The sequence below is a fragment of the Rhizobium sp. WSM4643 genome, from assembly GCF_025152745.1.
Classification (GTDB): Bacteria; Pseudomonadota; Alphaproteobacteria; order Rhizobiales; family Rhizobiaceae; genus Rhizobium; species Rhizobium leguminosarum_I.
Genome location: NZ_CP104042.1, coordinates 486,140 through 507,838 on the forward strand (window position 1 = coordinate 486,140; position 21,699 = coordinate 507,838).

18 protein-coding genes and 6 pseudogenes are annotated in these 21,699 nt (G+C 59.7%); 6 read left to right on the plus strand and 18 right to left on the minus strand.

The window, feature by feature from the left end:
• Positions 1 to 14: 14 nt before the first annotated feature.
• The gene (locus N1937_RS29230; RefSeq protein WP_260059956.1) at positions 15 to 998 is read right to left on the minus strand and encodes a DapH/DapD/GlmU-related protein; all 984 of its coding nucleotides are present in this window, start codon (positions 996 to 998) and stop codon (positions 15 to 17) included.
• A 724-nt stretch (positions 999 to 1,722) separates the two neighbouring features.
• On the opposite strand from N1937_RS29230, the pseudogene N1937_RS29235 reads away from it, so the two are divergent.
• Positions 1,723 to 2,136, plus strand: a pseudogene (locus N1937_RS29235) (zinc-binding dehydrogenase); the annotation flags it as partial.
• A gap of 244 nt (positions 2,137 to 2,380) precedes the next feature.
• On the opposite strand, the gene N1937_RS29240 reads toward N1937_RS29235, so the two are convergent.
• Positions 2,381 to 2,581, minus strand: coding sequence for a helix-turn-helix domain-containing protein (locus N1937_RS29240; RefSeq protein WP_441005675.1), 201 nt, complete (start codon positions 2,579 to 2,581; stop codon positions 2,381 to 2,383).
• A gap of 162 nt (positions 2,582 to 2,743) precedes the next feature.
• On the opposite strand from N1937_RS29240, the gene N1937_RS29245 reads away from it, so the two are divergent.
• Complete coding sequence (locus N1937_RS29245; protein WP_260059957.1) at positions 2,744 to 3,883, plus strand: epoxide hydrolase family protein; 1,140 nt, start codon at positions 2,744 to 2,746, stop codon at positions 3,881 to 3,883.
• Between the two features lie 159 nt (positions 3,884 to 4,042).
• Here N1937_RS29245 and N1937_RS29250 read toward each other — a convergent pair whose 3' ends face one another.
• The 8 genes and pseudogenes from N1937_RS29250 to N1937_RS29285 all read right to left on the minus strand — a co-directional run bounded on the left by N1937_RS29250 (position 4,043) and on the right by N1937_RS29285 (position 9,966).
• Positions 4,043 to 4,987, minus strand: a complete 945-nt coding sequence (locus N1937_RS29250; RefSeq protein WP_260059958.1) for an AraC family transcriptional regulator — start codon at positions 4,985 to 4,987, stop codon at positions 4,043 to 4,045.
• A gap of 13 nt (positions 4,988 to 5,000) precedes the next feature.
• Positions 5,001 to 5,450: pseudogene (locus N1937_RS29255) on the minus strand (hypothetical protein); the annotation flags it as partial.
• Positions 5,404 to 6,672: an MFS transporter gene (locus tag N1937_RS29260; RefSeq protein ID WP_260059959.1), complete on the minus strand. Its 1,269-nt coding sequence runs from the start codon at positions 6,670 to 6,672 to the stop codon at positions 5,404 to 5,406. The pseudogene N1937_RS29255 and the gene N1937_RS29260, both read right to left, overlap by 47 nt.
• A 66-nt stretch (positions 6,673 to 6,738) precedes the next feature.
• Positions 6,739 to 6,881 (minus strand): annotated as a pseudogene (locus N1937_RS29265) (NAD(P)-dependent alcohol dehydrogenase); the annotation flags it as partial.
• Between the two features lie 10 nt (positions 6,882 to 6,891).
• Positions 6,892 to 7,677: a class I SAM-dependent methyltransferase gene (locus tag N1937_RS29270; RefSeq protein ID WP_260059960.1), complete on the minus strand. Its 786-nt coding sequence runs from the start codon at positions 7,675 to 7,677 to the stop codon at positions 6,892 to 6,894.
• Positions 7,678 to 7,760: 83 nt separating this feature from the next.
• Positions 7,761 to 8,609, minus strand: coding sequence for an NAD(P)-dependent oxidoreductase (locus tag N1937_RS29275; protein WP_260059961.1), 849 nt, complete (start codon positions 8,607 to 8,609; stop codon positions 7,761 to 7,763).
• A gap of 10 nt (positions 8,610 to 8,619) precedes the next feature.
• Complete coding sequence (locus N1937_RS29280) at positions 8,620 to 9,402, minus strand: NAD(P)H-dependent oxidoreductase (RefSeq protein ID WP_168263728.1); 783 nt, start codon at positions 9,400 to 9,402, stop codon at positions 8,620 to 8,622.
• Between the two features lie 145 nt (positions 9,403 to 9,547).
• Positions 9,548 to 9,966 (minus strand): annotated as a pseudogene (locus tag N1937_RS29285) (ester cyclase).
• Between the two features lie 137 nt (positions 9,967 to 10,103).
• Between N1937_RS29285 and N1937_RS29290 the strand changes: the two are divergent.
• From N1937_RS29290 to N1937_RS29305, 4 genes and pseudogenes are all read left to right on the plus strand, one after another.
• Positions 10,104 to 11,084 (plus strand): LysR family transcriptional regulator, encoded by a 981-nt coding sequence (locus N1937_RS29290; RefSeq protein WP_245310536.1) that lies wholly within the window; start codon positions 10,104 to 10,106, stop codon positions 11,082 to 11,084.
• Positions 11,085 to 11,236: 152 nt separating this feature from the next.
• Positions 11,237 to 12,097, plus strand: a complete 861-nt coding sequence (locus N1937_RS29295; RefSeq protein ID WP_130765551.1) for a tyrosine-type recombinase/integrase — start codon at positions 11,237 to 11,239, stop codon at positions 12,095 to 12,097.
• A 13-nt stretch (positions 12,098 to 12,110) separates the two neighbouring features.
• A complete protein-coding gene (locus N1937_RS29300) occupies positions 12,111 to 13,286 on the plus strand; it encodes an IS91 family transposase (protein ID WP_260059963.1) in 1,176 nt (391 codons plus the stop codon).
• Positions 13,287 to 13,700: 414 nt separating this feature from the next.
• A pseudogene (locus N1937_RS29305) lies at positions 13,701 to 14,036 on the plus strand (IS5 family transposase); the annotation flags it as partial.
• 442 nt (positions 14,037 to 14,478) lie between these two features.
• On the opposite strand, the pseudogene N1937_RS29310 reads toward N1937_RS29305, so the two are convergent.
• The 8 genes and pseudogenes from N1937_RS29310 to N1937_RS29345 form a co-directional block, all read right to left on the minus strand.
• Positions 14,479 to 14,568: pseudogene (locus N1937_RS29310) on the minus strand (RidA family protein); the annotation flags it as partial.
• 155 nt (positions 14,569 to 14,723) lie between these two features.
• The gene (locus tag N1937_RS29315) at positions 14,724 to 15,605 is read right to left on the minus strand and encodes an alpha/beta fold hydrolase (protein ID WP_260059964.1); all 882 of its coding nucleotides are present in this window, start codon (positions 15,603 to 15,605) and stop codon (positions 14,724 to 14,726) included.
• 80 nt (positions 15,606 to 15,685) lie between these two features.
• Positions 15,686 to 16,141, minus strand: a complete 456-nt coding sequence (locus tag N1937_RS29320; RefSeq protein WP_260060248.1) for an NAD-binding protein — start codon at positions 16,139 to 16,141, stop codon at positions 15,686 to 15,688.
• Positions 16,142 to 17,521: 1,380 nt separating this feature from the next.
• Complete coding sequence (locus tag N1937_RS29330; RefSeq protein ID WP_018069680.1) at positions 17,522 to 18,322, minus strand: GNAT family N-acetyltransferase; 801 nt, start codon at positions 18,320 to 18,322, stop codon at positions 17,522 to 17,524.
• A 27-nt stretch (positions 18,323 to 18,349) separates the two neighbouring features.
• Entirely contained in the window at positions 18,350 to 18,655 is a 306-nt protein-coding gene (locus tag N1937_RS31625; RefSeq protein ID WP_441005676.1) for a GNAT family N-acetyltransferase, read from the minus strand.
• A 56-nt stretch (positions 18,656 to 18,711) separates the two neighbouring features.
• Positions 18,712 to 20,142: a pyridoxal phosphate-dependent decarboxylase family protein gene (locus N1937_RS29335; RefSeq protein ID WP_260059965.1), complete on the minus strand. Its 1,431-nt coding sequence runs from the start codon at positions 20,140 to 20,142 to the stop codon at positions 18,712 to 18,714.
• A 305-nt stretch (positions 20,143 to 20,447) separates the two neighbouring features.
• Positions 20,448 to 21,083 (minus strand): NrsF family protein, encoded by a 636-nt coding sequence (locus N1937_RS29340; protein ID WP_260059966.1) that lies wholly within the window; start codon positions 21,081 to 21,083, stop codon positions 20,448 to 20,450.
• On the minus strand, positions 21,080 to 21,637 hold the full coding sequence (locus N1937_RS29345) for a sigma-70 family RNA polymerase sigma factor (protein ID WP_260059967.1): 558 nt from the start codon (positions 21,635 to 21,637) through the stop codon (positions 21,080 to 21,082). Before N1937_RS29345 ends, N1937_RS29340 begins: the two co-directional genes overlap by 4 nt.
• Positions 21,638 to 21,699: the final 62 nt, after the last annotated feature.

The window sequence follows — 21,699 nt, forward strand, 5'->3', positions numbered from 1 at the left end:
CGATTCCGACGTATCTATTGGTGGAGCATCATGTTCAACCCTTTCCATCCAGGCGATGGCAAGGCCTCTACGTTTCCCTGCACGGCATTGCGGCGGAATAGAAGCCCCGGCTTGCCGGAGAGATCAATTGCTTTGACGATCTGGCCGTCAGGAAGGCTGACCGGCATACCGGCGGTTACGTAGCAACCGGCTTCGACAACGCAATCGTCGCCCAGCGCGATACCAACCCCGGCATTTGCTCCGACCAGGCAGTTTCTGCCGATCGTCACCACTTGCTTGCCGCCGCCGGATGTCGTCCCCATAAGGGAGGCGCCACCGCCGATGTGCGTTCCTTCGCCAACGCTGACACCGAGGCTAAGCCGTCCCTCGATCGCTGTCGCCCCACGAGTCGAGGAACCCGTGTTGCAGAAACCAGCGCCGAGCACAGTCGTTCCTGGCGCGAGATAAGCGCCCAAGCGTACATTCTCAGTGTTCATAACCTTGACGCCCGTTGGCACAACGTAATCCGTCATACGCGGGAAAGGCCAGACACTCCCGACTGTCACTTCCTGCCCGCTAATTCGTGCCGTGTGCTGCACCTCCTCGACGCGTTCTGGTAGACAGGGGCCCACCGAAGTCCAGGCAACGTTGACAAAAAAGTCCAGAGCGCCCGCGAGACTGACCTGATCAGGTGTCGCCAGGCGGGCGCTTAGGAGGTAAAGGCGCAAGTAAACATCACAGAGATCTACCGCCTTCTCGTGAAGATCGCGGATTTTGGTTCGAATCGGGACGATGTAAACGTCCCGAACGGCGTCGTGTCGGGCGACGCCGGAGAAAGATCGTCCGAGGCGTCGCGAGAGGTCGGCTTCGTCGATGCGAACCGTACCTGTATGATCATCGTCATCACCACGCCATGTCCTGAGGTAACGAGCCTCAATGAACCGTCCACTGCTATCGACTGACGACAGACCTAGCGCTGTTACACCTTTACCGAATTTTTTTTCGTTATCTTTGAGCATTAAAGTGCCTCAAACTATGGATTGCGAGTTGCGAGATAAAGGAGCGTCTTAGCCAAGATGCGTTTACCGTCTTGAGGATTTGCCAGCGGATACAAAGGATCCCCAAGCAAACGAAATCGCTGAAGCTCGCAGTGGGGAATTCTCTACTGATAACATCATGGCCATAGCCATTCCTTCCTGTTTGAACCAATTCCTCTTTTCGTTCCAGCGAGCGCGGACGTTACAGAAAGTGTCATCACGAAGTGGTGTAATGGATGCTGCCGGATGAATACCGTTGACAGAGAATCTGGGCAAACCGCGTCGTATATTCGACGAGCACCAACTCGAGTTCGGATTGCCCCGCTCGACAAGCGCCTGCGTAAAAGCGCCCGTTCCACCTGCGCTTATCTCGGACGTTATCAATTGGCCCAATGCCTTCCCGAGGGAACGACAGAGGCAATGCGGAGCGGATGTGCCGCCCAGGTGCGGAAGAATGGCAAAACATCGGACATATAGGCTCTCTCCAGAGTGGGGAATACGTTCAAGGCAGCTGGCCGATTTCAGGGCCACACCGGCGCGGAAAAATGATCTAGAAAGGCCATCAATCAGCAGTCACGGTCCCCTTCCCACTCAACCATAGCCGAGCAGCTATCCGGTCCATCGATGCTCGCCGCGGCGGCGCGCAGCACCGGATAGCGAAATATTCGACATTGCATAAGGCACACGTTTTGCCGTGCGCGGCACCCTACGCACGCTCGGGGCAGATCACACGATCAACTACAAAGCCACGCCCGAATGGAGCAGTGAGGTCTTGCGGCTGACGGGCGGAGAAGGCGCGAGCCATGTCGTCGAAATCAGCGGCCCAGGCACCTTGCCACAGTCGATCAGGGCCACACGGGTTGGCGGGCATATCGCGCTGATCGGCGTGCTCACCGGGCTCGAGGGTCAGGTGCCGACGGTGGAGCTCATGCGCAAGCAAATTCACCTGCAGGGATTGATCGTCGGCAGTCGGCGCGATCAGCAGAATTATATCGCAGCGCTTGAAGCGACCGGCGTCCGTCCCGTCATCGACCGCACCTTTGCCTTCGGGGAGTTGCCTGAGGCGTTCGCATATCGGCTGAGCGGCGAACATTTCGGCAAGATCTGCGTCCAATGGTGAAGGGAAGCTTCTTTTCGCGCAGAGGCCAGCATGACGGGACGGTCTTGGAAAGGAGGCGACCGTCCTGTGTTGCATAACTCCCAACTACGCGACAACGTCAGCCCTCCTTTGTTTTTCAGGCATTTCATATGTCGGTCAAGTCTGTCGCAGGTGGTATAAAATCTGCGACGTGATTTGCGACAAGTGCAGCTGCAATCCACCTTGGCTGCTGGAGAGAGGGGACAAGCGCTAGAACGGAGGGGGATCACCCAGCCAAGGGGCGGACGAATGACGTTTGGCCGTGCTGCAGGCCGTGATCGCCGAGTTCATCGCGAAGCCGCGCCAGCCGTGCCGACAACGTGGGTTGGCTCAGGTTCAAGAGCCGGGCGGCACGCGCAACGTTTCCTTCCACCAGAAGGGCTTCGAGCGTGACGAGCAGGCCGAGATCGAGGTTTTTGGTATCCATTCGTTAGATAACAACATGCAGAAAGTTCGATTTCCGCCTCGGCGACGTACCGAGTAGTATGTGGAGCGGCCTTAGGCTCTCAATCATTCACCGATAATACGGATAGCCGATTGGTGGACGCCCTCTCCATCGAACCGCATCCCAGCTTGAGCGGAAAACATCATGATTTCACCCTACACGATCAACATCCCTGACGAACGGCTCGCCACGATCAGAGCCAAGGTCGAGGCTTTTGACTGGAGCCCGCTGCCGGATGCGGGAGGCTGGTCAGCGGGGGTCGGGGTTGAAGACCTCAGGCGGCTCGTCGCGTATTGGCGGGACAGCTACGACTGGCGTGCGGTCGAACGACGCCTCAACGCACTCCCCAACTTCACGGCCGACGTGGAAGGCGAGCACATCCACTTCGTTCATGTGAAGGGCGACGGCTCCAAGCCGCCCGTCCTGCTTCTCCACGGCTGGCCGGGCTCGTATCTCGAATTCGAGCGGCTCTTGGAGCCGCTCGCAGCGGACGGGCACGATGTTGTCGTCCCCTCGCTTCCTGGCTTCGCGTTCTCCAACCCGATCACGGGCCCGATCGGCCCGCGGCGGGCTGCTGCGCTCGTGCATGGGCTGATGATCCAACTGTTCGGCGACGCGCCGTATTTCATTCAAGGGGGCGATTGGGGTCACGCCCTCGCGGTCTGGGCAGCGCATGATCGACCGGACGTTCTGCTCGGCATCCATATCAACATGATGACCGTGCGTGCGGAGGATGCCGCTCCCACGACCGACGAGGAGAAGTCCTTCGCCGCCAAGCGGGCGGCGATTGCCGATCAGGAGAGCGCCTACTTTCACGAGCAGGCAACCCGCCCGCAAACGCTCGGCGTCGCGATGGCCGATAGCCCGGTCGGAGCGGCGGGCTGGATACTCGAAAAGTTCGGCAAGTGGGCCGATCTTCCGACAACCGCCGATGGCGACCCGGACATCTGGAGCAAGTTTTCCGAGGAGGAACTCCTCACCAACATCATGCTCTACATCGCGCCTGCATCGTTCGTGACTGCAACCTGGATCTACTACGGCAGCCGGCTTGAGGAGTCGCGGATGCTTCCGGCCAGCACCCGCATCCAGGTGCCGACCGGTTTTGCGGCTTTCCCTGATCCGGTGTTCTTGCCGCCGCCGCGCTCGTTCGCGGAGAAGACCTTTAACATCGTGCATTGGACCGACATGCCGCGGGGCGGGCATTTCGCCGCGCTGGAAGAGCCGGAACTGATGCTGGCCGACCTGCGCGCCTTTATCGCGACGGTGTCAGCAGCGCGCTCCTGAACGTGGAGATCTCCGTTTCCCGAAGCGCGGCGCGTGGCGCTTTGCGCCCAGTCCGTGCAGCAGCGCTTGGAAAGTCCAGAGACTGGTCTGATCGTAGTAGGTGAAGAACAGTCCTACGTTGCCTTGATCGATCAACCTGATCCTGCCGGCAAGAGCAAATCACAAATCAAGCGTTCGTCCTCCAGCGGCGCGACCTTTGGCGCGGTCGGTACGGGGGAGATCATTTCGAGGGGGCGCGCCGAATTTACGCGAATACTCCCGGCTGAACTGACTGGCGCTTTCGTAGCCGACCTCTAACGCGACGGACGTGACAGTGCGACCACCGAGCGACAACAAACGCTTGGCCTCGATCATGCGAAAGTCCTTTTGATATTGAAGCGGACTTGTCCCAGCGATCGATCTGAAGTGATGGTGAAACGACGACAGACCCATTCCCACTGCGCTGGCCAGCGAGGTCAACGACAGTCTCTCGCGAGCGCCATCCTGGATCAGCGCGATAGCTTTGGCGATCTTGCTGGCATGGCTGCCCGGCAACAAAAGGTTGCGCAGCATCCCGCCATGCCTGCCGACCAAAACACGAAAATGAACTTCTCGGCGGATCAAGGGGATTATGACGTTCGCCTCGACCGAATTTTCCGGGAGCGACAGATATCGATCAACGGCTTCAATCAAAACCGGTTCGGCCGATCCCGCCTCCAGCGTTTGAGCGTGTTTGTTCTCCGCCCAGTCCTCGCTGATCTGCTCAGCAAGGCTCCTTATGATTGTCAAATCGACAGAAATTAAAACCGCAAGATAAGGAGCAAAGGGAGCGGCATGTTTGACGCGTGTGGCGACCGGCAAGTCATGGCTGACGACCAATAGGTCGCCCGACGCAATTGACAGGGATTGCATGCCGGCAGAAATCTCCGTCGATCCCTGCAGAACTAACCCAAAGACGGGGCCGCAGATCGGCGCCTCAACTTGACCAGGGTGCGTCCTACACATTACCACCAACCCCGGCAGGTGGCTCCGTTTCTTCTCCTCCATGAGGGTGGCGCAACCCGAGGGTTCGTCCGCAAGCCGGGCAAGATGTTGCGCCTTGGAAACAAGTTGTTCAATCCGCATCTAGTGCTCCGCCGCCTGATCGGGGTAGGCGCTCGCACTTTTCGTCTGAGGAGAAGGTGGCTGCTACATGCGCACCCATCGCTTTGGCGAGTTGAAGTGCGGCAAGTGACACCCCGCCGCTGCCCAGGGTCAGCACGGTTTGACCCGCCTGCAGCGCGCCGTCGATCACGAGCGCGCGCCAAGCGGTAAGCCCGGAGGTGGTAATAGTCGCGGCTTCGGGATGGCTCCAGCCCTTGGGCGCTCGGGTGAAAGCTGAAACAGGGCGCACGACATGCGTCGCCGCCATGCCGTCGATCCCGCCGCCCGGCGTCCCCGCGAAGTTGCCGACTGCGGTAAAGGGCCTGCCGGCGGTCCAATGCGGAAAGAAAGTCGAAACGACATGATCGCCCTCGCCCGGATCATCCCGCTCGACGATTTCAAGACGATCTAAACCGCCGGGGGGGCGCACGACATAGGTCTCCATAAGACAGTCCTTTCGCTAAGTGTTGATCAGGCTGCAGGATTAGATCTTTCGCCGGAAATCGGCATGCGCCCCGGCTGGTGTGAGCGGACAAACAAACTGGCGACAAGCGCAGCGCAGCCAGCAGCTGCGCCCCCCAGGGCGTCGTCATAATACCGGGGCCGGCCACGAGCAGACCGCCGATCGCGGAGAATGTTGCGATGCCGAAGTTGAACGCGGCGATGTTGAAGCCCGAAGCCGTCGCGACCGCGCCGGGCGCGACCTCTTCCGCCGCCGCGACCACGCCCGATTGAACGATGGGGCCAAGACAGAAGCAGCAGGCAGACCAGAGGAGCAGGTTGGCGAACATTGTCAGGACGTGCGGGGCTGAAAAGGGCAGCGTCGCAAGCGCCAGGACGAGGCCGACCAGCGCTGCGATGAGGCCGCGCCGCGTGCCGAGCGCATCGCTAAGCCGGCCTCCGCCAAAATTCCCGACCACCGCAGCTGCGCCGAATGCCATGAGCGCCAAACTGACTGCGGCCGGTGACACGTGGGTTACCTCCCTCAGCAGCGGTGCGAGAAAGGTGAAAACCACGAATGATCCACCAAACCCGGTCATAGCGATGAAATAGAGCGCCAGGAGGCGGGGCTTCATCAGTACGGCGAACTGCGACTGCAATCCGGCGGGCCGAACGTGGGGGATTTCCCGCGGCAACAAAAGTCGCAATAGCGCTGTCGCGAGGCATCCGAGCACAGCCACCGCTAGCAGCGGTGCTCGCCACCCAAGGCTCTGCCCGACGATTGTGCCGAATGGGACACCGATGACCATTGCAAAGGTAAGCCCTGCGAACATCGTCGCCACCGCCCGCGCGCCACGCTCACGATCCGCCAGGCCCATCGCAATCGGTGCGCCGACTGCGAAGAACACTCCGTGCGCCACTCCGGTCACGATCCGCCCGGCCAGCAGCACTTCATAAGTCGGCGCAGCGCCGCCGAGCAGATTTCCGAGCGTGAACAGGCCCATCAGCCCAGCCACAAGCCCGCGGCGGGGAAGCCTTCCAGTAAGGGCCGTGACCGTCGGCGCCCCAACGGTCACGGCCAGGGCATAGCCAGTCACAAGCAGACCGGCTTGGGGTATCGTTACCGTAAGATCGAGCGCGACATCCGGGACAAGCCCGATCATGACGAACTCTGTCGTGCCGATGGCGAAGGCCGCCACGGCAAGCGCGAACAATGCAGGCGACATCGGTGTTGCTCCTTATGCGTCGACCAGATCGGCAATGCGCGCGGCGAGGCCGGTTTGGCCCGGCGCAACATGGTCGCCGAGCTTAAACTCCGTGACTTCCGCACCAGCCGCCTCCACCACCCCGGCGCCATCGGCCATGGGGATACGGCCATCGACGGCCGGCTGCCGCCCTGTCACCCGCGCCCTGGGGCGTGGAAGTTCAGGGATGACAGCGTGCCCTCAACGGGGTTTGCGGAAGCGGTAAATGATGCGGTCAGTCTTTCCGCGGATCGCGGGATCGAGCGACAGCTTTGAATGATCGTCGTCGGGGTTGCGCAGCAGATCGGACTCGGCTTCGAGCTTAAACCCCGCGCGCTCGAAATCCGCTCGGAGCACCGCCGGGTCGATGCGGTGGAGCTTTCTGACGACCGCGCGTGCGTCGCCGCCGGGCGCGGCGACGTGATCGACGACGCCGACAATCCCGCCTGGCTTGGTCGCCGCGAAGATTTTGGCGAGGAACGCGTGCGGGTCCATCCGAGGAAACTGGAACTCTTCGTTCTCCCAATAGGTGTCGTGATAGACGAGGTGCATTAGCACAAAGTCGAAGCTCGCAGGGTCGAGCGTCAGATCGGCGGCGGTGCTCGAGATCAGGTGGACGTTGGGAACGCGCGCGATCAGGCCGGCAAAGTTCTTCTTGCCTGCATCGTCGAGCAGATTGGCAGGCTCCCACGCGACCACCGCACCCTTGGGACCGACCGCGCGGCCGATGATCTCGGCATAATAGCCGACGCGCGTAAACGGGGCCGCGGTCCCGGTGAACAGGTCGAGCGCGCGGTCGCCCTGTTCAAGCCCGAGAAACTTCAGCACCTCGACGGGCTTGCGGCTTTCGTCGAGCGCGACCGCCTCGCCCGGCCTCCTGGGAGCGGCGACGGCCGCCGGCACATCGGCGGGAGCGGCTTGGACTGTCGCCATCGGCAATGGCGCGGCGAGTATAAGCGGGAGCAGGAGCGGTTTCAGAATGCGCATTTGGTTTTCTCCGATGGTGGCGTTCACAGGAAGACGACAGCGCCCTCCGTCTCAGTCCGGAATCAGGTGAGGTTTGTCGACGTCTAATCTGTCTGGCCAACCGCAGACCAATCGCGCTCCCCACCGCCAGCGGCGATAATCGCGTCCATGCGTCTGGCGATCAGCTCCGTCAGCGGCAGTTCGGCATCGCCTGCCGCCGCGAGCGCCAAGCCCACATCCTTGCGGCCCAATCGCATAGGGAGTCCCGCCGGCTCGAACCGCTTTTCCGCGATGATCGGTCCGTAACTACCAATCAGGCGATTGCCGTAGTTCACTTCGAGCAGCAGCGCCGCCATCCGATCCGCGGCGATACCGTGGGCGGCAACGATGCGGAACTGCTCCGTCAGCATCTGCATGATGGCTGGGATGCCGGCGTTGAAGGCGAGCTTCGCCGCCGCGGCCATCACCGGGCGGCCGCCGACCCGATGTGTCGCCGCCCCGATCGCGTTGAACAAGGGCTGTGCTACGTCCAGATCGTCCGCCGCGCCTGCCGCGATGACCGACAGCTTGCCGGCGGCCGCGACGTCTGGGCGGCCCAAGACCTGCGCCGACACGAACCGCTGTCCTGCCGCGACATGCGCCTCCGCCAGCGAAGTGGTGAGGTCCACGCTGACCGTGCTGCACGAGATATGGAGCAGGCCGGGACCTGCAGCGAGCAGCCCGCCGTCGCCGAACGAGACCGCCTCCACAGCGGCGTCATTGGCAAGCATCGTCACGACGGTGCCAGCCCGAGCGGCCGCGGCAAGATCAGCGGCGACCGTCGCGCCCCGCTCAGCGAACGGCTCAGCCTTGGTCCGGTCCCGGTTCCAGACGGTAACCTGGTGGCCGGCCGCCACGAGGTTGTCGGCCATACCCGAGCCCATTTGCCCAAGTCCGATGAATGCTACATCCATTTTAATCTCCTTATGCGTCGACCAGATCGGCAACGTGCGCGACGAGGCCGGTTTGGCCCGGCGCAACATCGTCGGACATGGTGTGGCGATCGGGGAAGTCGCCGCCGTTTTGCGACCGGAAGGGGATCGGCGTGTCGGTGAATAGCCCGGCGAGGCGCACACGCCATGCCGCTTTGATCGCCTCGACTTCCTCCGCCGTGGAAACGTGACCCGCGCCATAGACCGCGTGCGTCGGGAGCACGTCCATGCCGGGGTAGAACAGCGCGCCATGGGTCAGCGGGAACAACAGCTGCTCGATCGGACCGTTGATACCCCGCGGGCCATAGTCGGCCGCTGGGCCGCCTGCCTGCACGTTGACCAGCGCTCGCTTGCCCTTGAGGATGCCGTCGCCAAAGCGGAACTCGTTGGAGCCATTCTGATAGCCGTAGGCAAAACCGAAGGCATAGACCCGCTCTATCCAGCCCTTCAGGATCGCGGGCACGCCGTACCACCACAACGGGAATTGCAGGACCACAGCATCCGCCGTGAGCAGCTTCTGCTGCTCGGCGATCACGTCGGGCGTCTGATGCCCGCTTGCGTAAGCATTGCCTGACTCCATGATGAACGACAGCCGTTCAGGGTTGCTGCGCATCGGAAAGTCATCGGCGTCGTACACCGCCTTCCACTTCATGCCGTAGAGGTCCGAATGAACCACGGTGTGCCCAGCTGCCGACAGCGTCTCAGCGGTCACGTCGACCAGTTGCCGTGTCAGCGAAGTGGGCTCAGGGTGCGCGTAAACAATAAGAACTTTCATGATGATTCCTTCTTGATAGTTGGGGGGTGCCGGATTCGACGACGATCTTGCCGGAGTGGCTGCCAGGTTCCTGGAGCCGGAAGGCGTCCGCGATTTCGGCCAGCGCGAGCGCGAAACCTGCCACCTGGTGGATCTGCCGTTGCGATCAACTCGCCGCTGGCACGGCACCGATCTGCTGCATCAGCCCGAGGAGATCGGGCTGACCGCGCTCGCCGACGATCTTCCCGTTGACCACGAGATAAAAGTTCATGGCTTGGACGGCGATCCGCCTTCCGGTCGCCTGTACTCCGAAGAACGTGCCTTCGTGTGTGCCACGCATCGTGTTCCTCGCGGCGATCTTCTCACCCTCGACGATTAACTCCTCGAGCGTCCACTGGATGTCCGGAAAGCCGCCGCGCATCACCCGATGGCTTCGAGATAGCCCGGCGGCCCTATGAGCGGTTCGCTTTGATAAGGAACGTAAAACTCCGCATTCGGCGCGATGAGTTCCTCGCCAAGCTTTTCGTCGGCAGTGTTGATGAACTGCACGAAGCGACGCATGAAAGTGTTGCCTAGGTCAGACATTATGTTCTCCTGAATGGTGTGGGTGATGCCTATCGAGCGCGGTCAACCGTGGGCTGCCGAGCCTGGACTAGGGATTTCGAATAGGTTGACGGCGTTCGTCCGGATAGTCGCATCGATCCCTTCCGCTTAAGGGCTCTATGCCCCTGCAACTTATTTACGATCTTCATATAAAGCCGCATGGTGCGGTGTTGAAATCGAACCTTCTGTCTGTTGTTATCCAGCAAATGGATACCAAGAACCTTGATCTCGGCCTACTCGTCACGCTCGAAGCTCTGCTGGCGGAAGGGAACGTCACACGTGCCGCCCGGCGCTTGAACCTGAGCCAGCCCGCCTTGTCGGCCCGGCTGGCGCGGCTTCGAGATGAACTCGGCGATCCCCTCCTCATTCCGGCTCAGCGTGGGATGGTGCTGACCCAGCGCGCCGTCGAGCTTCGGCAACCGTTGCATGACGCGCTAGAGGGTGTCCGTAGGGTTGTGGCAGAGGGAATGTCGTCCGACCCGGCGACCATGGAGGCCACCCTCGTCATCGCCGCGAGTGACTATGTGCAGTTTGCTCTGCTTAGCCGCTTCTCGGTCGCGCTCAAAACCGAGGCACCCAAGGTCCGCATCGCCTGGCGTGCCCTCGACTTGCTGGCGCTCGCCACGCAGTTGGAGCGGGGCGAAGTCGACTTGGCCTTGGCATCTCCAGACCATGCACCGGCGGCCATGCGCCAGCGCCAGCTCTTTCAAGAGAGTTACGCGGTGATCGCCCGGAAGGGACACCCGGCCGTGCAGGGCCGTCTCAGCCTGGACGTATTCTGCGCTCTGGAGCACGTCGTCGTGTCACCCCAGGGCGGCGGGTTCTCGGGACCTACCGATGCAGCACTGGAGGCCGTCGGCCGCCGCCGCACCGTAGCCCTGTCCACGTCGGGCTTTCTGATCGTGCCAGAGGTCGTGTCGCGGTCCGACATGATCGCTTTGATCCCACGGCGGATTGCCGATGGCTGGTCGGATCGGGTGCAGGTGTTGGAACCGCCACTCACCATCCCCGGCTTCACCATCGTGAGTGTCTGGCACGACCGGACCACCAACCATCCGGCACAACGCTGGCTGCGTGACAGGCTTGCTGCGTTGGCATGACGTTCCGCCCAACTTATAAAAGACTAGGACCAATCGACATTCAGGATTGAACGAAGCCGCTTGCGCGGCATGTGGAGTGCGGGATTTGCATGATGCGCTTCTGATTTGAAGGATTGGGCTGTTTTAGCCCAACCTTTGAACAGGAGATGACGATGACAGAGATAAGCCCGCTACGCCGGCGCATGATCGATGACATGACGATCCGCAATCTTTCGCCAGCGACGCAACGATCGTATTTGCATGCGGTGACGAAGTTCTCGCGCTATTTCGGCCGATCGCCAGACCGTCTTGGACTGGCAGACGTGCGCGCGTTTCAGGTGCATCTGGTCTCCTCGGGCCTATCGTGGCCGGCCTTGAACCAGACAGTTTGTGCCCTGCGGTTCTTCTTTGGCGTCACGCTCGGTCATGCCGAGATACCGGAACGCATTGCCTATGCCCGGACACCCGCCAAGCTGCCGACGATCCTAAACGGCGACGAGATCGTGCGGTTTCTGGAAGCGGTTCCGAGCCTGAGGACCCGCACCGCACTGACGACAGCTTATGCAGCGGGGCTGCGCGCCTCGGAAGCTGTCCATCTCAAGGTCCGCGACGTTGATGGCGAACGCGGCATCATCCGCGTCGAGCACGGCAAGGGCGGAAAGGATCGCAACGTCATGCTGTCAGCGCAGTTGCTCGCGATCCTGCGGGTCTATTGGCGGCTGGCGAGACCCGAGGTCTGGCTGTTCCCGGGCCGGGACGAGACCAAGCCCATCGACGTCCAGGTTCTGTATTCTGCCTGCCGTTCGGCGTGCACTGCTGCCGGCATCGACAAAAGGGTGACGGTCCATACGCTGCGTCACAGCTTTGCCACCCATCTTCTGGAAAGCGGAACCGACATCCGCATCATCCAGGTTTTGCTCGGCCACAACAATCTGTCCACCACGGCACGCTACACGAAGGTTTCCAATACCCTGATCCGCAGCACGACCAGCCCGCTCGACCGGTTGACGTTAGAGGTGGTGCCGCCAGGCTGAGCATAGCTTCGCCATGGCGGCGGGACTGGAGGTGGCGGACATTTTTCGCCGCCACGGGGAAAGATATCGTCAAACACACGACGCTCATCTCGGGCGTGTCGAACGCCGGGTCATGAGTGCGGTCGAGATGTGCCGGACCGCTCGCCTGGGCGGGCATGTCCAGCAATGTCAGGACTGCGCGGCGTTCCGCATCGCCTATAATTCCTGCCGCAACCGGCATTGCCCAAAGTGCCAGGGACAAGCGAGCCGTGACTGGCTTGCTGCACGGAAGGCCGACCTTCTGCCTGTCGGCTATTTCCACGTGGTCTTCACCCTACCGCAGCAGATCGCTGCAATCGCCTTCCAGAACAAGAATACCGTTTACACGATCCTGTTTCGCGCCATCGCCGAGACGCTGCGCAAGCTTGCTGCGGATCCCAGACATCTGGGTGCGGAGATCGGCTTCATCGCGGTGCTGCACTCCTGGGGACAGAACCTCCATTATCACCCGCATATCCATTGCATCGTGCCGGGCGGTGGGTTGTCATTCGACCAGTCCCGTTGGGTTGCCTGCCGGCAAAGCTTCTTTCTGCCCGTACGGGTCCTGTCGCGTCTGTTCCGGCGGCTGTTTCTCAACGAGCTGAAGCAGGCCTACGATCTGGGCCAACTTCAATTCTTCGGCGATATCGCCGGTCTGGCCGATCCGCTCGCCTTCAATCGAACCATCAAAGCAGCGCGTCGCATCGACTGGGTGGTCTATGCCAAGCCGCCATTTGCCGGACCCGAACAGGTGCTGGCCTATCTCGGCCGCTATACCCATCGCATTGCCATCTCCAATTCCCGCCTGGTCAGCATCGATGGCGATCGAGTCACATTCCGATGGAAGGACTATCGAACGGGCGGCAGGCAAAAGGTGATGACGCTCGATGCCCACGAGTTCATCCGCCGTTTCCTGCTTCACACGGTTCCGGACAGCTTTCACCGCATTCGTCATTACGGCCTGCTTGCCAATGGCCATCGGCAACTGAAGCTGGACCTGTGCCGAAGCCTGCTCGACATCCCGCCGCCGGAGCAGACGGCCGAAGAACCGGACGCAAAGCCACCACCTTTGGCGCAGCGCTGCTCCTGTTGCGGCGGAACCATGACGATCATCGGCGCGTGGACCCCGCTCCAGCCCGTACGTCGGCCAGCATGGAACGACAGTTCATGATCATATCATGCGCGGCATCATTGCAACGATCAGCGTCGGCATGCCGAGGGGCCGCGGGGCGAGTGCTTTGGCCAATCGTGCCTGAGCGACGTAAAGCGCAACACCACCAAGGGTTCGGTCGATGCAAACCAGCCGACAGGGGCGTCAAAGACACCGCAAATACCGGCAAGACTCTCCTTCCAAACCTGTCCACGTGCTCCAGCAAGGCTCGACCTTGCCAAACACCATCCACCGCTTCGGCTAAATCCCCATAGCGCCAAACAAACCGCGCCTTCGCTCAATCCGGCTTCAATGAGGTCCGATCAGTGAATGCCGCACGCACAGCGCACGGACCTCACAGAACCCTCCAGATTCCCAAATCAGTTGATCGCTGATTCATAGGACACCGTGTTTTGCACGGAGGCCCTGATGGCTGTGAAGCGGTACGAGTTGAACGAGGCGCAATGGTCGAGAATTGCGCCCTTGTTGCCCGGTAAGTCGGGCGATCCAGGCCGGACGGGAACCGACAATCGATTGTTCGTGAACGGTTGTTTGTGGATCCTCCGCTCGGGTGCGCATTGGCGGGACCTGCCGGAACGCTACGGAAAATGGAAAACGGTCCATCGCCGGTTCAGTCGCTGGTGCCATGCCGGGGTGTGGGAGCGGGTTTTCGACGCCCTGACGGCCGACAGGGACAATCAGTATTTGATGATCGACAGCACCATCGTTCGGGCCCATCAACAGGCAGCGAGCGGAAAAGGGGGGCCAAGGATCAGGCGCTGGCGAACGTTTCTCAAAGAGGAGGCCTCCCCTCTAACACTACTGTAAGCGGCGTTTTCGTAGCACGTTGACCACGTACGATCGGCAAAGCCAAATATAATCCTATATCAACAGCAGGTATCAGACCAATTTCTAACTAGACCTCCGTTGTCATCCGAAATTGAAATTATTTTTTCAGCCAGATTTATTTGCGACAGCAGCAATGGTGCGCTGCCGCGCCAGCCAAGCCTAGAAAAACAATCAATGTTATATGCAGATTGCGTCCGGCGAGCAAAGGCCAGTAGCGGCATCCCGATAAAGTTGAAGACGCCGAGCCCCAACAGGGTCGGCGCCAATCCGTTTGTCCCAGTGGAGGTACTTTGCCAGGGTCGACACTATTTCGTGGTCCCTTGACCAGTTCGTACCGATCTTCGTCGGGTTAATTCCTGGCGGTTCACTCAGTCAACGCGATTATCGCCGAGATCTCCACCTTAGCGCCTTTCGGCAGCGCTTTGACCTCATAACAAGCGCGTGCTGGAAAGGGAGCGCCGGGAACCAGCGCGACCTCTGGTGGACGAAGCGGAGCGTTAATGCGCGGGTGAATGTTGCCCTCGATGCCGGGCGACTCGTGGCGAATATGCGGCACCAAGAGAAGGGCGCCGCAAGCTGCTGCGAGATCGTTTGACAATCAGTCCCCCGCTAAAGCGTGTCGACCCATTCTGCAATCGCGACGTTGACGTCCTCCGGTCGGTCCTGCATGATCCAGTGTCCCGCATTCTTCCAGACATCAACTCTTGACTTTCGGCTCGTGAACCAGGTGCTCATGCGATCGGCTTGCGATTGGTCTCTGCACAGGTGGTAGAAGGGGACCCCCAGGGTCCGGCAGAATTCTTCGCTTGCACTTCCGACCCCGATTTGCCCCTCTCCGAAGAACAGCGGCCCGAACGATTCCCGCACCACATGCTGGGGTGTTCCCTGTAGCCGTCTTGTATGCCATCGCTTGATTGCTGGCGATGTTGCGGCATCATAGGCCGTTTTGAAGAGCTCCGGCCCAACAATGCCGGGATCACCAGTTTTCAAGCCATCCGCGGTCTTCATGAAGAAGGCCCCCACCTCATCGGAAAAACCAAGTGCACCGTCCATGGACACCACCGCGGTGACCAGATCTGGCCGCTTTGAAGCAAGTCGAGCAGCGATCTGGCCTCCCATTGAGTGGCCCATCACGACAAATTTCTGGCTCGCGAAGTTTGCCGTGATCAGCGCTTCGATATCGGCGACGTAGTCATCGGGAGTATAGGTGCCAGACGGCATGACCTCCGATCTACCATGACCTCGCAGATCGAGGGCGACAACACGATATTTGCTCTCCAACATCGGCAACTGCCAACTCCAATCGTGAGAGTCGCATGCCCAGCCGTGAAGAAGCATCACGTTGGTACCAGTTCCGACATCCGTGTAAAAAAGTCTTGCCGAACCCTTCGTAGCAGCAAGCGAATTGCTATGGGTTGCGGTTAGCGCCAAGGCTGTTCCACTTAGTTTGAGAAGCCCACGTCTCGAGAGATCGAAATTATCAGAAGCCATTGTTCCATCTTCACTGAAAAATGTGTTGGTTGCCGCCCTTAGATGAAGTCTCGCGGTCTGTCGTTTGGCGGGACATGCGGTCAGCGATCCTGTCGGGCGACTTTTAGATAGCTGTATATTTCGGTGTGGTCGGCAGCTTTCCCCACTCGTTCCAAACTCTCCTTCCACAATGCGGCCGCATGCTCCAGCCCCGGTTCCGGTTTCCCTAACTGTAGGGCAAGCGATGCTGCTGTTTCTATATCTTTCGCCATCAACGCCATGGCAAAGCCAGACGTGAAGTTTTCCGGGATGATGAACGGCTTGAGCTTTACCTCGGTAGAGTTGTTCTTTCCTGTCGACAGATTGAGGACATCGGTTAGCACATTTGGATCGATGCCAAACTCACGACCGATCAGGATCGCCTCGCACGCCGCCTGTAATCCCGCCGCAGAAACATAGTTGTTCAGGGCCTTCGCTGCGTGGCCGGATCCGATCGCGCCTGTCGCGGTAACGGTACTGCCCATCGCTTTTAGCAGCGGTCTGGCTTTCTCGATCATGGCAGGCGCGCCTCCGACCATAATAGCCAAACTGCCATCCTCCGCACGACGGGCGCCACCTGAGACAGTAGCTCACCTTCCGCGTTTCGATTCCGACAAACAGAGCGTCATGCTGGCCGCGTTCTGGTCGGAACCCATAGCTGAACCGGAGGAAGTCTTCCTCGTAGATTTGGTTCAGCACCGTCGCCGTCGCCCTCTGGACAATCTTGTCTTCAAGGGCGGCAATTGCGATCGGTCGCTGCCGTCCGTCTGTCTTCGGTAGATACGCCCGCCGGGACGGAAGGGCACGATACACTCCCCGTTGAACCCGACTATGCAGGTCCACGATCCTTTGATCGAGGTCTGCTTCGTAGGCTCCCCACGTTTGTCCGCCCACGCCGGGGGCTGCGTTACGCTTGAGTGCGTAGAACGCCGTCGTCAGCATCTCTGGATTGATGTGATGGAGGAGAGCGGTGAACTTCTCCTTCTTCCTTTGCCTTGCAGCATTCCGTATGCGGTCCAGCGCATGGGACACACTTTCCCGGTCCTGTGCCCGTCGCGTGCTTTGCTGGTCCGCATTCCCCTTGGTTCCTGCCCTTGGCTCCCCTTGCTCCGCCACCGATACTCCGGCGTTGTTCGCAAGGTTCGTTGCTACTATGGCAGGATCTGACTCCTCGAGATCGTTCTTCACCGGATTCGGCTCCTCGCCTTCCCGATGCGGACCAGCAGTGGCATCCCACTCTGGCCAATCCCGAGGTCTCCCGGTTCCCGCGCAAGGAGCGTCCATGCATGTCACGGTCTCAGACCACGCCGGGTTGAATCGACACTCGCGCTGTCGCACCGATTCATATTGCCTTCCGCACACAAGACGAACGTCGGCACCCGAGAAGCGTCAATTTCGCGGTTCAATGGCTGGCCTACATGCTCCCCTGTCAACGCTTCACGCACAGCCTCACGGCTGCCCGCGCATGACTCAGGGTCAATTTGGATCGCTACTCCTTCATTGCAATGGACTTTCACCATCTACTCCTTGCCGGTTTCTACCGGCGCACCTTGTTCCGACCCCTAATTCGAGGTTATTGTCCTCGCAGAAGATCGTTAGTGCCCGTTTGGCTTCACGGAACCGCCAAAGTCCAAACGACATTTTCATTGCTCCAAGCTGTTTCCACCGACGCGATATTGCCAGTGCGATGTCGCTTGGTGTGCCGGAGATGTAACAAGTAGTACCGGCGGGAATTATACATCCGCAGGTAAAACCTATTGCGCACTCTTCAGATTCAGAGACCGCGTTGCTGTCGCTCTTTAGCCTGGTTGGGTGAGGTCCAGAGCCAAAACGGAGCTGGGGACCGGTGGACGCCAGATTAGTTCCACCGGCTATACCATCACGGCCAAAACTTGATCTTAAGCCGAATGTCGAGAGAAAAGCTGAAGCGACGAATTCGAGCGCAGGCCTATCCGTTCGTAAACCGGCTTCCCGTCTGCTGTTGCTTGAAGGCAGACGCGTTTGATGCCGGTTGACTGGCTTGCCTCGTATAAGGCCTTGCGCGTGACAGCTTCTCCAAAGCCGAGCCGGCGGCGCTTTGCTTCTGTGGCAACCAAGACCAGAAATAATCGCCCGTCCACCACACAGGCGCCTGCGCAAGCAACAGGATTTGAGCCCTCGTAAGCAACGAAAGCGAATATCTCTTCGCGCCAGAGGCGCGACCCGCGAAACGTTGACATCGCATCCTCTTCGGATAAGCCGTATGCCCTGGCATTCAGGCTGGCATATGCGTCAAGATGCTGCGCGCTGGTTACCCGCTCAAACCGCAACAAAGGGTGGCTGGGTTCATCTTGGGTTATCAGATCGCCTGCCATTCCCCAACACGTGAACGAACTGATCAATCCGCTCTCACGCGCCAACGAGCCGATCTCAGCTCTGAGGTTCGGCGAAACCAAGTCATCAAAAAGCCAAACGCAACCTGGTTGCGCACGGCCATCCATGAACTCTGACGACCGCAAAAGAAGCCGTCTCAATTGCTCCTCGGTCTCCACTGGAGCAGTCACAACAAGCGCATTGTAGAAGGCAAACTTCGCATCGGCCCATCGCACCGCAAGCCCTTCATCGTCGGTCACAGCACCGTTTACGTCCGCGACGAGTTTGCCCCACATTTCAGAGAGCTGGTTGACCGATTCAATTGCTTCAGCGTTGATATGAAACATCTAAAATCTCCTTATGTTTCTAAGAGTTCAAAGTGTCTTGCCGTAATAAATAACGGGCAGAATGTTATTCCAGTACGGATTGATCCTCTGGAAGCCCAGTGCCTCATAGGCCGCGATCGCGGAGGTCATAGCGGGCATGGTATCGAGGACCAGACGTCTGCACCTCATTCTTCTCGCCGTATCAAGCGTAGCTTTGATCAGTGAGTTTCCGATCCCGATCGCGGCCGCAGCTGAACACGAAGAACCTCGCGGAGGTAATCTGCGACCATCGGGAAAGAGGCTGCGGCGACGGTCACATGGCAGTAGGTTGGCTAACCCCGTTGAAGTCATCATCCGTCAAGGCTCATTCGTCCCGAGGGTCCCGCCAATGCCACCACCTCTCCGGCCGTTCACGAAAATTCCGGGACGAGCGAGGCAGCCGCTTCCTGTATTGCCCGCCAGACCATTTCTATATCGCTCGCTGCCGTCGCTATTGTACCGATCGAGACGCGGACCATCCAATGCCCTGCCGCCGTTGCCGGCGTGATATAGGCCTGGCCTGACGTATTGACCGCATGCGCCCAGGCGCGAGTGAAATCATCGAGACGGTCGGGCGGAACAGCCTTCGGCCGATAAACAATACAGACGGTCTGCAGAACGACGGGGGCGATGACCTCCCAATCAGGGGCGGCTTCCACTTTCGACCGAAGATCCTGAGCCAGGCCAATGTCTCGCCGCAACCTGGCTTGCAACCCGGACACGCCCTGTTCGCGTATGGCGAACCAGAGTTTCAAAGCCCTGAACCTTCGTCCCAGAGGAATGCCGGCGTTGCGTAGGTTACGCACTTTTTCGTCGGCACTCGATTGAAGGAAGCTCGGATCGGCAGACATCACCCGAAGCAGATGAGGCTCGTCTCGAACGAAATAGAGCGAGCAATCAAATGGGACGCCCAGCCATTTGTGCGCGTTTATTACCACGCTGTCTGCGTCCTCGATACCGTCCCACATCCAACGCAACTCCGGCAGGATCATCGCGTTACCGGCCATGGCGGCATCGACGTGCAGCCACAAGCCGTGTCTGAGCGCGATGTCAGCGATGTTGGACAGTGGATCGATCGACACGGTAGCGGTCCCACCGACGGCGGCTACGATCGCACAGGGAGTGGAACCGGAGTGGATGTCCGCGACGATGGCATGCTCGAGTGCCTCAGGACGCATCGCGAAATTGCGGTCGGTATCCACCATGCGGACATTCTCACGACCGAATCCCGCCAGCAGTGCCGCTTTTTCCACCGATGAATGGGCGCTCGCCGACGTGTAGATTGTGAGTGGCCGGTGTTCAGCCTGCAGGCCGCGCCCGGCAAGAGAAAATCTCGTCGTTTTCTCCCGCGCGCACAGCAAAGCAACCAATGTGCTCGTCGACGCAGTGTCGTTGATAACTCCGAACCACGCCGATGACAGGCCTACCATTTGCCTGAACCAGTCGACCGCGACTTCCTCAATTTCAGTCACGGCGGGAGATGACTGCCAGGACAGGCCGAGCACGCCAAGTCCGCTACTTACGAGGTCACCCAAGATACCAGAGCCAAGGGAGTTAGAGGGGAAGTAGCCAAAGAACCTTGGGTGTTGCCAATGCGAAATATTCGGGAGAACGACCTTGTCGAGATCAGCGATGATCTGGTCAAAACCCTCAGCTTCTACCGGCGGTACGGCAGGAAGCATCGCTTTGACATCACCCGGCTGTGTCGCAGGTTGGACCGGATAGTCAGATATCTTCGCATGATAGTCCGCGAGCCAGTCAATGATTTCATGACCTCTCTGTCGGAATTCTTCGGGCGTCATGTAGATCTCCTGCTTGTGCTTAAAAATTCGTCGTATAATTGCGAGCTTTCGAAAATGTATCTCACGCGACTCCGTGTGTTCATTGCCTTGGAAGTTCCAGTATCAGTCGTGCTCAGGTGCCTGATCCTGCACAAAACCTGCCTGTTCCTGCTGTAGCGGGGTCTAGGTCGGCCGGGTGTCCTGCTACTTACTCCCACGCCCATAGCAGTCCGTAGGTCTTCTTGTAGCTTAAGGGTCCAACAAAACGCATAGGAGATTCCGTAGGGACACAGCTAGTCGCGAAACTGAAGCACCAATTCAAAGATCTACCACCGCAATAGTTTATGGCCGGCCAGAGCGCCAATTCCTGTAACAACGGATATGGCGATCGGATACCAGAGGAGGACGAAGAGCGGGCTGTCGTCATTGCAATTTGCGGCATAGAATGTGGCGGCGATTCCGGCTGACGCTAGGCCCGCCGCGGCTCCCGCAATTCCCGGCTGAGCCGGCGCTCCGTGCCTAAGCGCCACAAGAAAACATGCAAGAGGCCCGGCCGACAAGGAAGGAATGATTGTCAGACAGAGCCGCGAATTATGTCCGATCATGAGCGACATCCAGATTTCAGGGGGCATGACCGAAAGCTCGAATACTGCCGCGCCAACGGACAATGCCAACGGCACCAGCAAAGCCCAGGCCCACCACAGCAACGGGACGCCCGGCCTACCAACACGGTACATGACAAGGCCACCGGTGACTGCGAGCGCGATCGTGATAACGAATTTGAACAGGAAGCGACCGGTGTCCATTGCGGTGTCGATGTCCGGTCGGAAACCGATCGCCGAAAAAAAGGCGATCGCAACGATCAGAACGGCCGCGATGCTCGCCTGCTGGAGCATATGACTGAGATTAGACCTTACAGGCGCGTCCTGCGCAAGCAGCTCTATGAGATGATCTGTCTTCACTTCAGCGGCTCCGAATAAAGGGCCGACAACGCCTTGAGCGCCCGGTGGAGCGACACACGCACCGCCACCTCTGTCATCTTCAGACGCTCTGCCGTCTCGCGGACGCTCGACCCCTCTATCGAAATGGATTGAACGATTGTTCGCTGAGGATCCTTCAGCCGGCCCAATATCTGTTCGATGTCCATCCTGTCAGCGGCCCCTGCTCCGTCATCGCTTTCGAGGATCGCAATCACGTCTTCGAGGGGAACGGCGGCCTGCTTGCCTCTCCGCCTCAGGCTATCGATCAATTTGTTGCGCACGAGAGCGGCCATCCACGGACCCAGGGGCCGGGATGGATCCCATGTGCCGCGTTTGAGATGGATAGCCAGCAATACTTCCTGAACCACGTCCTCGGCCTCACTTGCCGGCGCACCGAACTGTTCGCAGCGCCTACGAGCGATCACACGCAGATGGGGTGTGATCGCTGTCAGCAGTCTGTGGTAGGCGCGTCCGTCGCCCGCGATTGCGGATCGCATCCAGGCCGCCCATTCTTCTTCGCGCGCCGAATTCTTCATCCGACATGTTCCAGTTCGAAGAAAAGGCTCCAGTCGTTACATGAGAGGATGGAAATTTCCTG

What these genes read in the sequence shown, in the direction of transcription:
- N1937_RS29230 (WP_260059956.1), bottom strand. Translation starts at nt 998, where the DNA reads ATGCTCAAAGATAACGAAAAAAAATTCGGTAAAGGTGTAACAGCGCTA.
- N1937_RS29240 (WP_441005675.1), bottom strand. Translation starts at nt 2,581, where the DNA reads ATGGATACCAAAAACCTCGATCTCGGCCTGCTCGTCACGCTCGAAGCC.
- N1937_RS29245 (WP_260059957.1), top strand. Translation starts at nt 2,744, where the DNA reads ATGATTTCACCCTACACGATCAACATCCCTGACGAACGGCTCGCCACG.
- N1937_RS29250 (WP_260059958.1), bottom strand. Translation starts at nt 4,987, where the DNA reads ATGCGGATTGAACAACTTGTTTCCAAGGCGCAACATCTTGCCCGGCTT.
- N1937_RS29260 (WP_260059959.1), bottom strand. Translation starts at nt 6,672, where the DNA reads ATGTCGCCTGCATTGTTCGCGCTTGCCGTGGCGGCCTTCGCCATCGGC.
- N1937_RS29270 (WP_260059960.1), bottom strand. Translation starts at nt 7,677, where the DNA reads ATGCGCATTCTGAAACCGCTCCTGCTCCCGCTTATACTCGCCGCGCCA.
- N1937_RS29275 (WP_260059961.1), bottom strand. Translation starts at nt 8,609, where the DNA reads ATGGATGTAGCATTCATCGGACTTGGGCAAATGGGCTCGGGTATGGCC.
- N1937_RS29280 (WP_168263728.1), bottom strand. Translation starts at nt 9,402, where the DNA reads ATGAAAGTTCTTATTGTTTACGCGCACCCTGAGCCCACTTCGCTGACA.
- N1937_RS29290 (WP_245310536.1), top strand. Translation starts at nt 10,104, where the DNA reads ATGCCCCTGCAACTTATTTACGATCTTCATATAAAGCCGCATGGTGCG.
- N1937_RS29295 (WP_130765551.1), top strand. Translation starts at nt 11,237, where the DNA reads ATGACAGAGATAAGCCCGCTACGCCGGCGCATGATCGATGACATGACG.
- N1937_RS29300 (WP_260059963.1), top strand. Translation starts at nt 12,111, where the DNA reads ATGGCGGCGGGACTGGAGGTGGCGGACATTTTTCGCCGCCACGGGGAA.
- N1937_RS29315 (WP_260059964.1), bottom strand. Translation starts at nt 15,605, where the DNA reads ATGGCTTCTGATAATTTCGATCTCTCGAGACGTGGGCTTCTCAAACTA.
- N1937_RS29320 (WP_260060248.1), bottom strand. Translation starts at nt 16,141, where the DNA reads ATGATCGAGAAAGCCAGACCGCTGCTAAAAGCGATGGGCAGTACCGTT.
- N1937_RS29330 (WP_018069680.1), bottom strand. Translation starts at nt 18,322, where the DNA reads ATGTTTCATATCAACGCTGAAGCAATTGAATCGGTCAACCAGCTCTCT.
- N1937_RS31625 (WP_441005676.1), bottom strand. Translation starts at nt 18,655, where the DNA reads ATGATGACTTCAACGGGGTTAGCCAACCTACTGCCATGTGACCGTCGC.
- N1937_RS29335 (WP_260059965.1), bottom strand. Translation starts at nt 20,142, where the DNA reads ATGACGCCCGAAGAATTCCGACAGAGAGGTCATGAAATCATTGACTGG.
- N1937_RS29345 (WP_260059967.1), bottom strand. Translation starts at nt 21,637, where the DNA reads ATGAAGAATTCGGCGCGCGAAGAAGAATGGGCGGCCTGGATGCGATCC.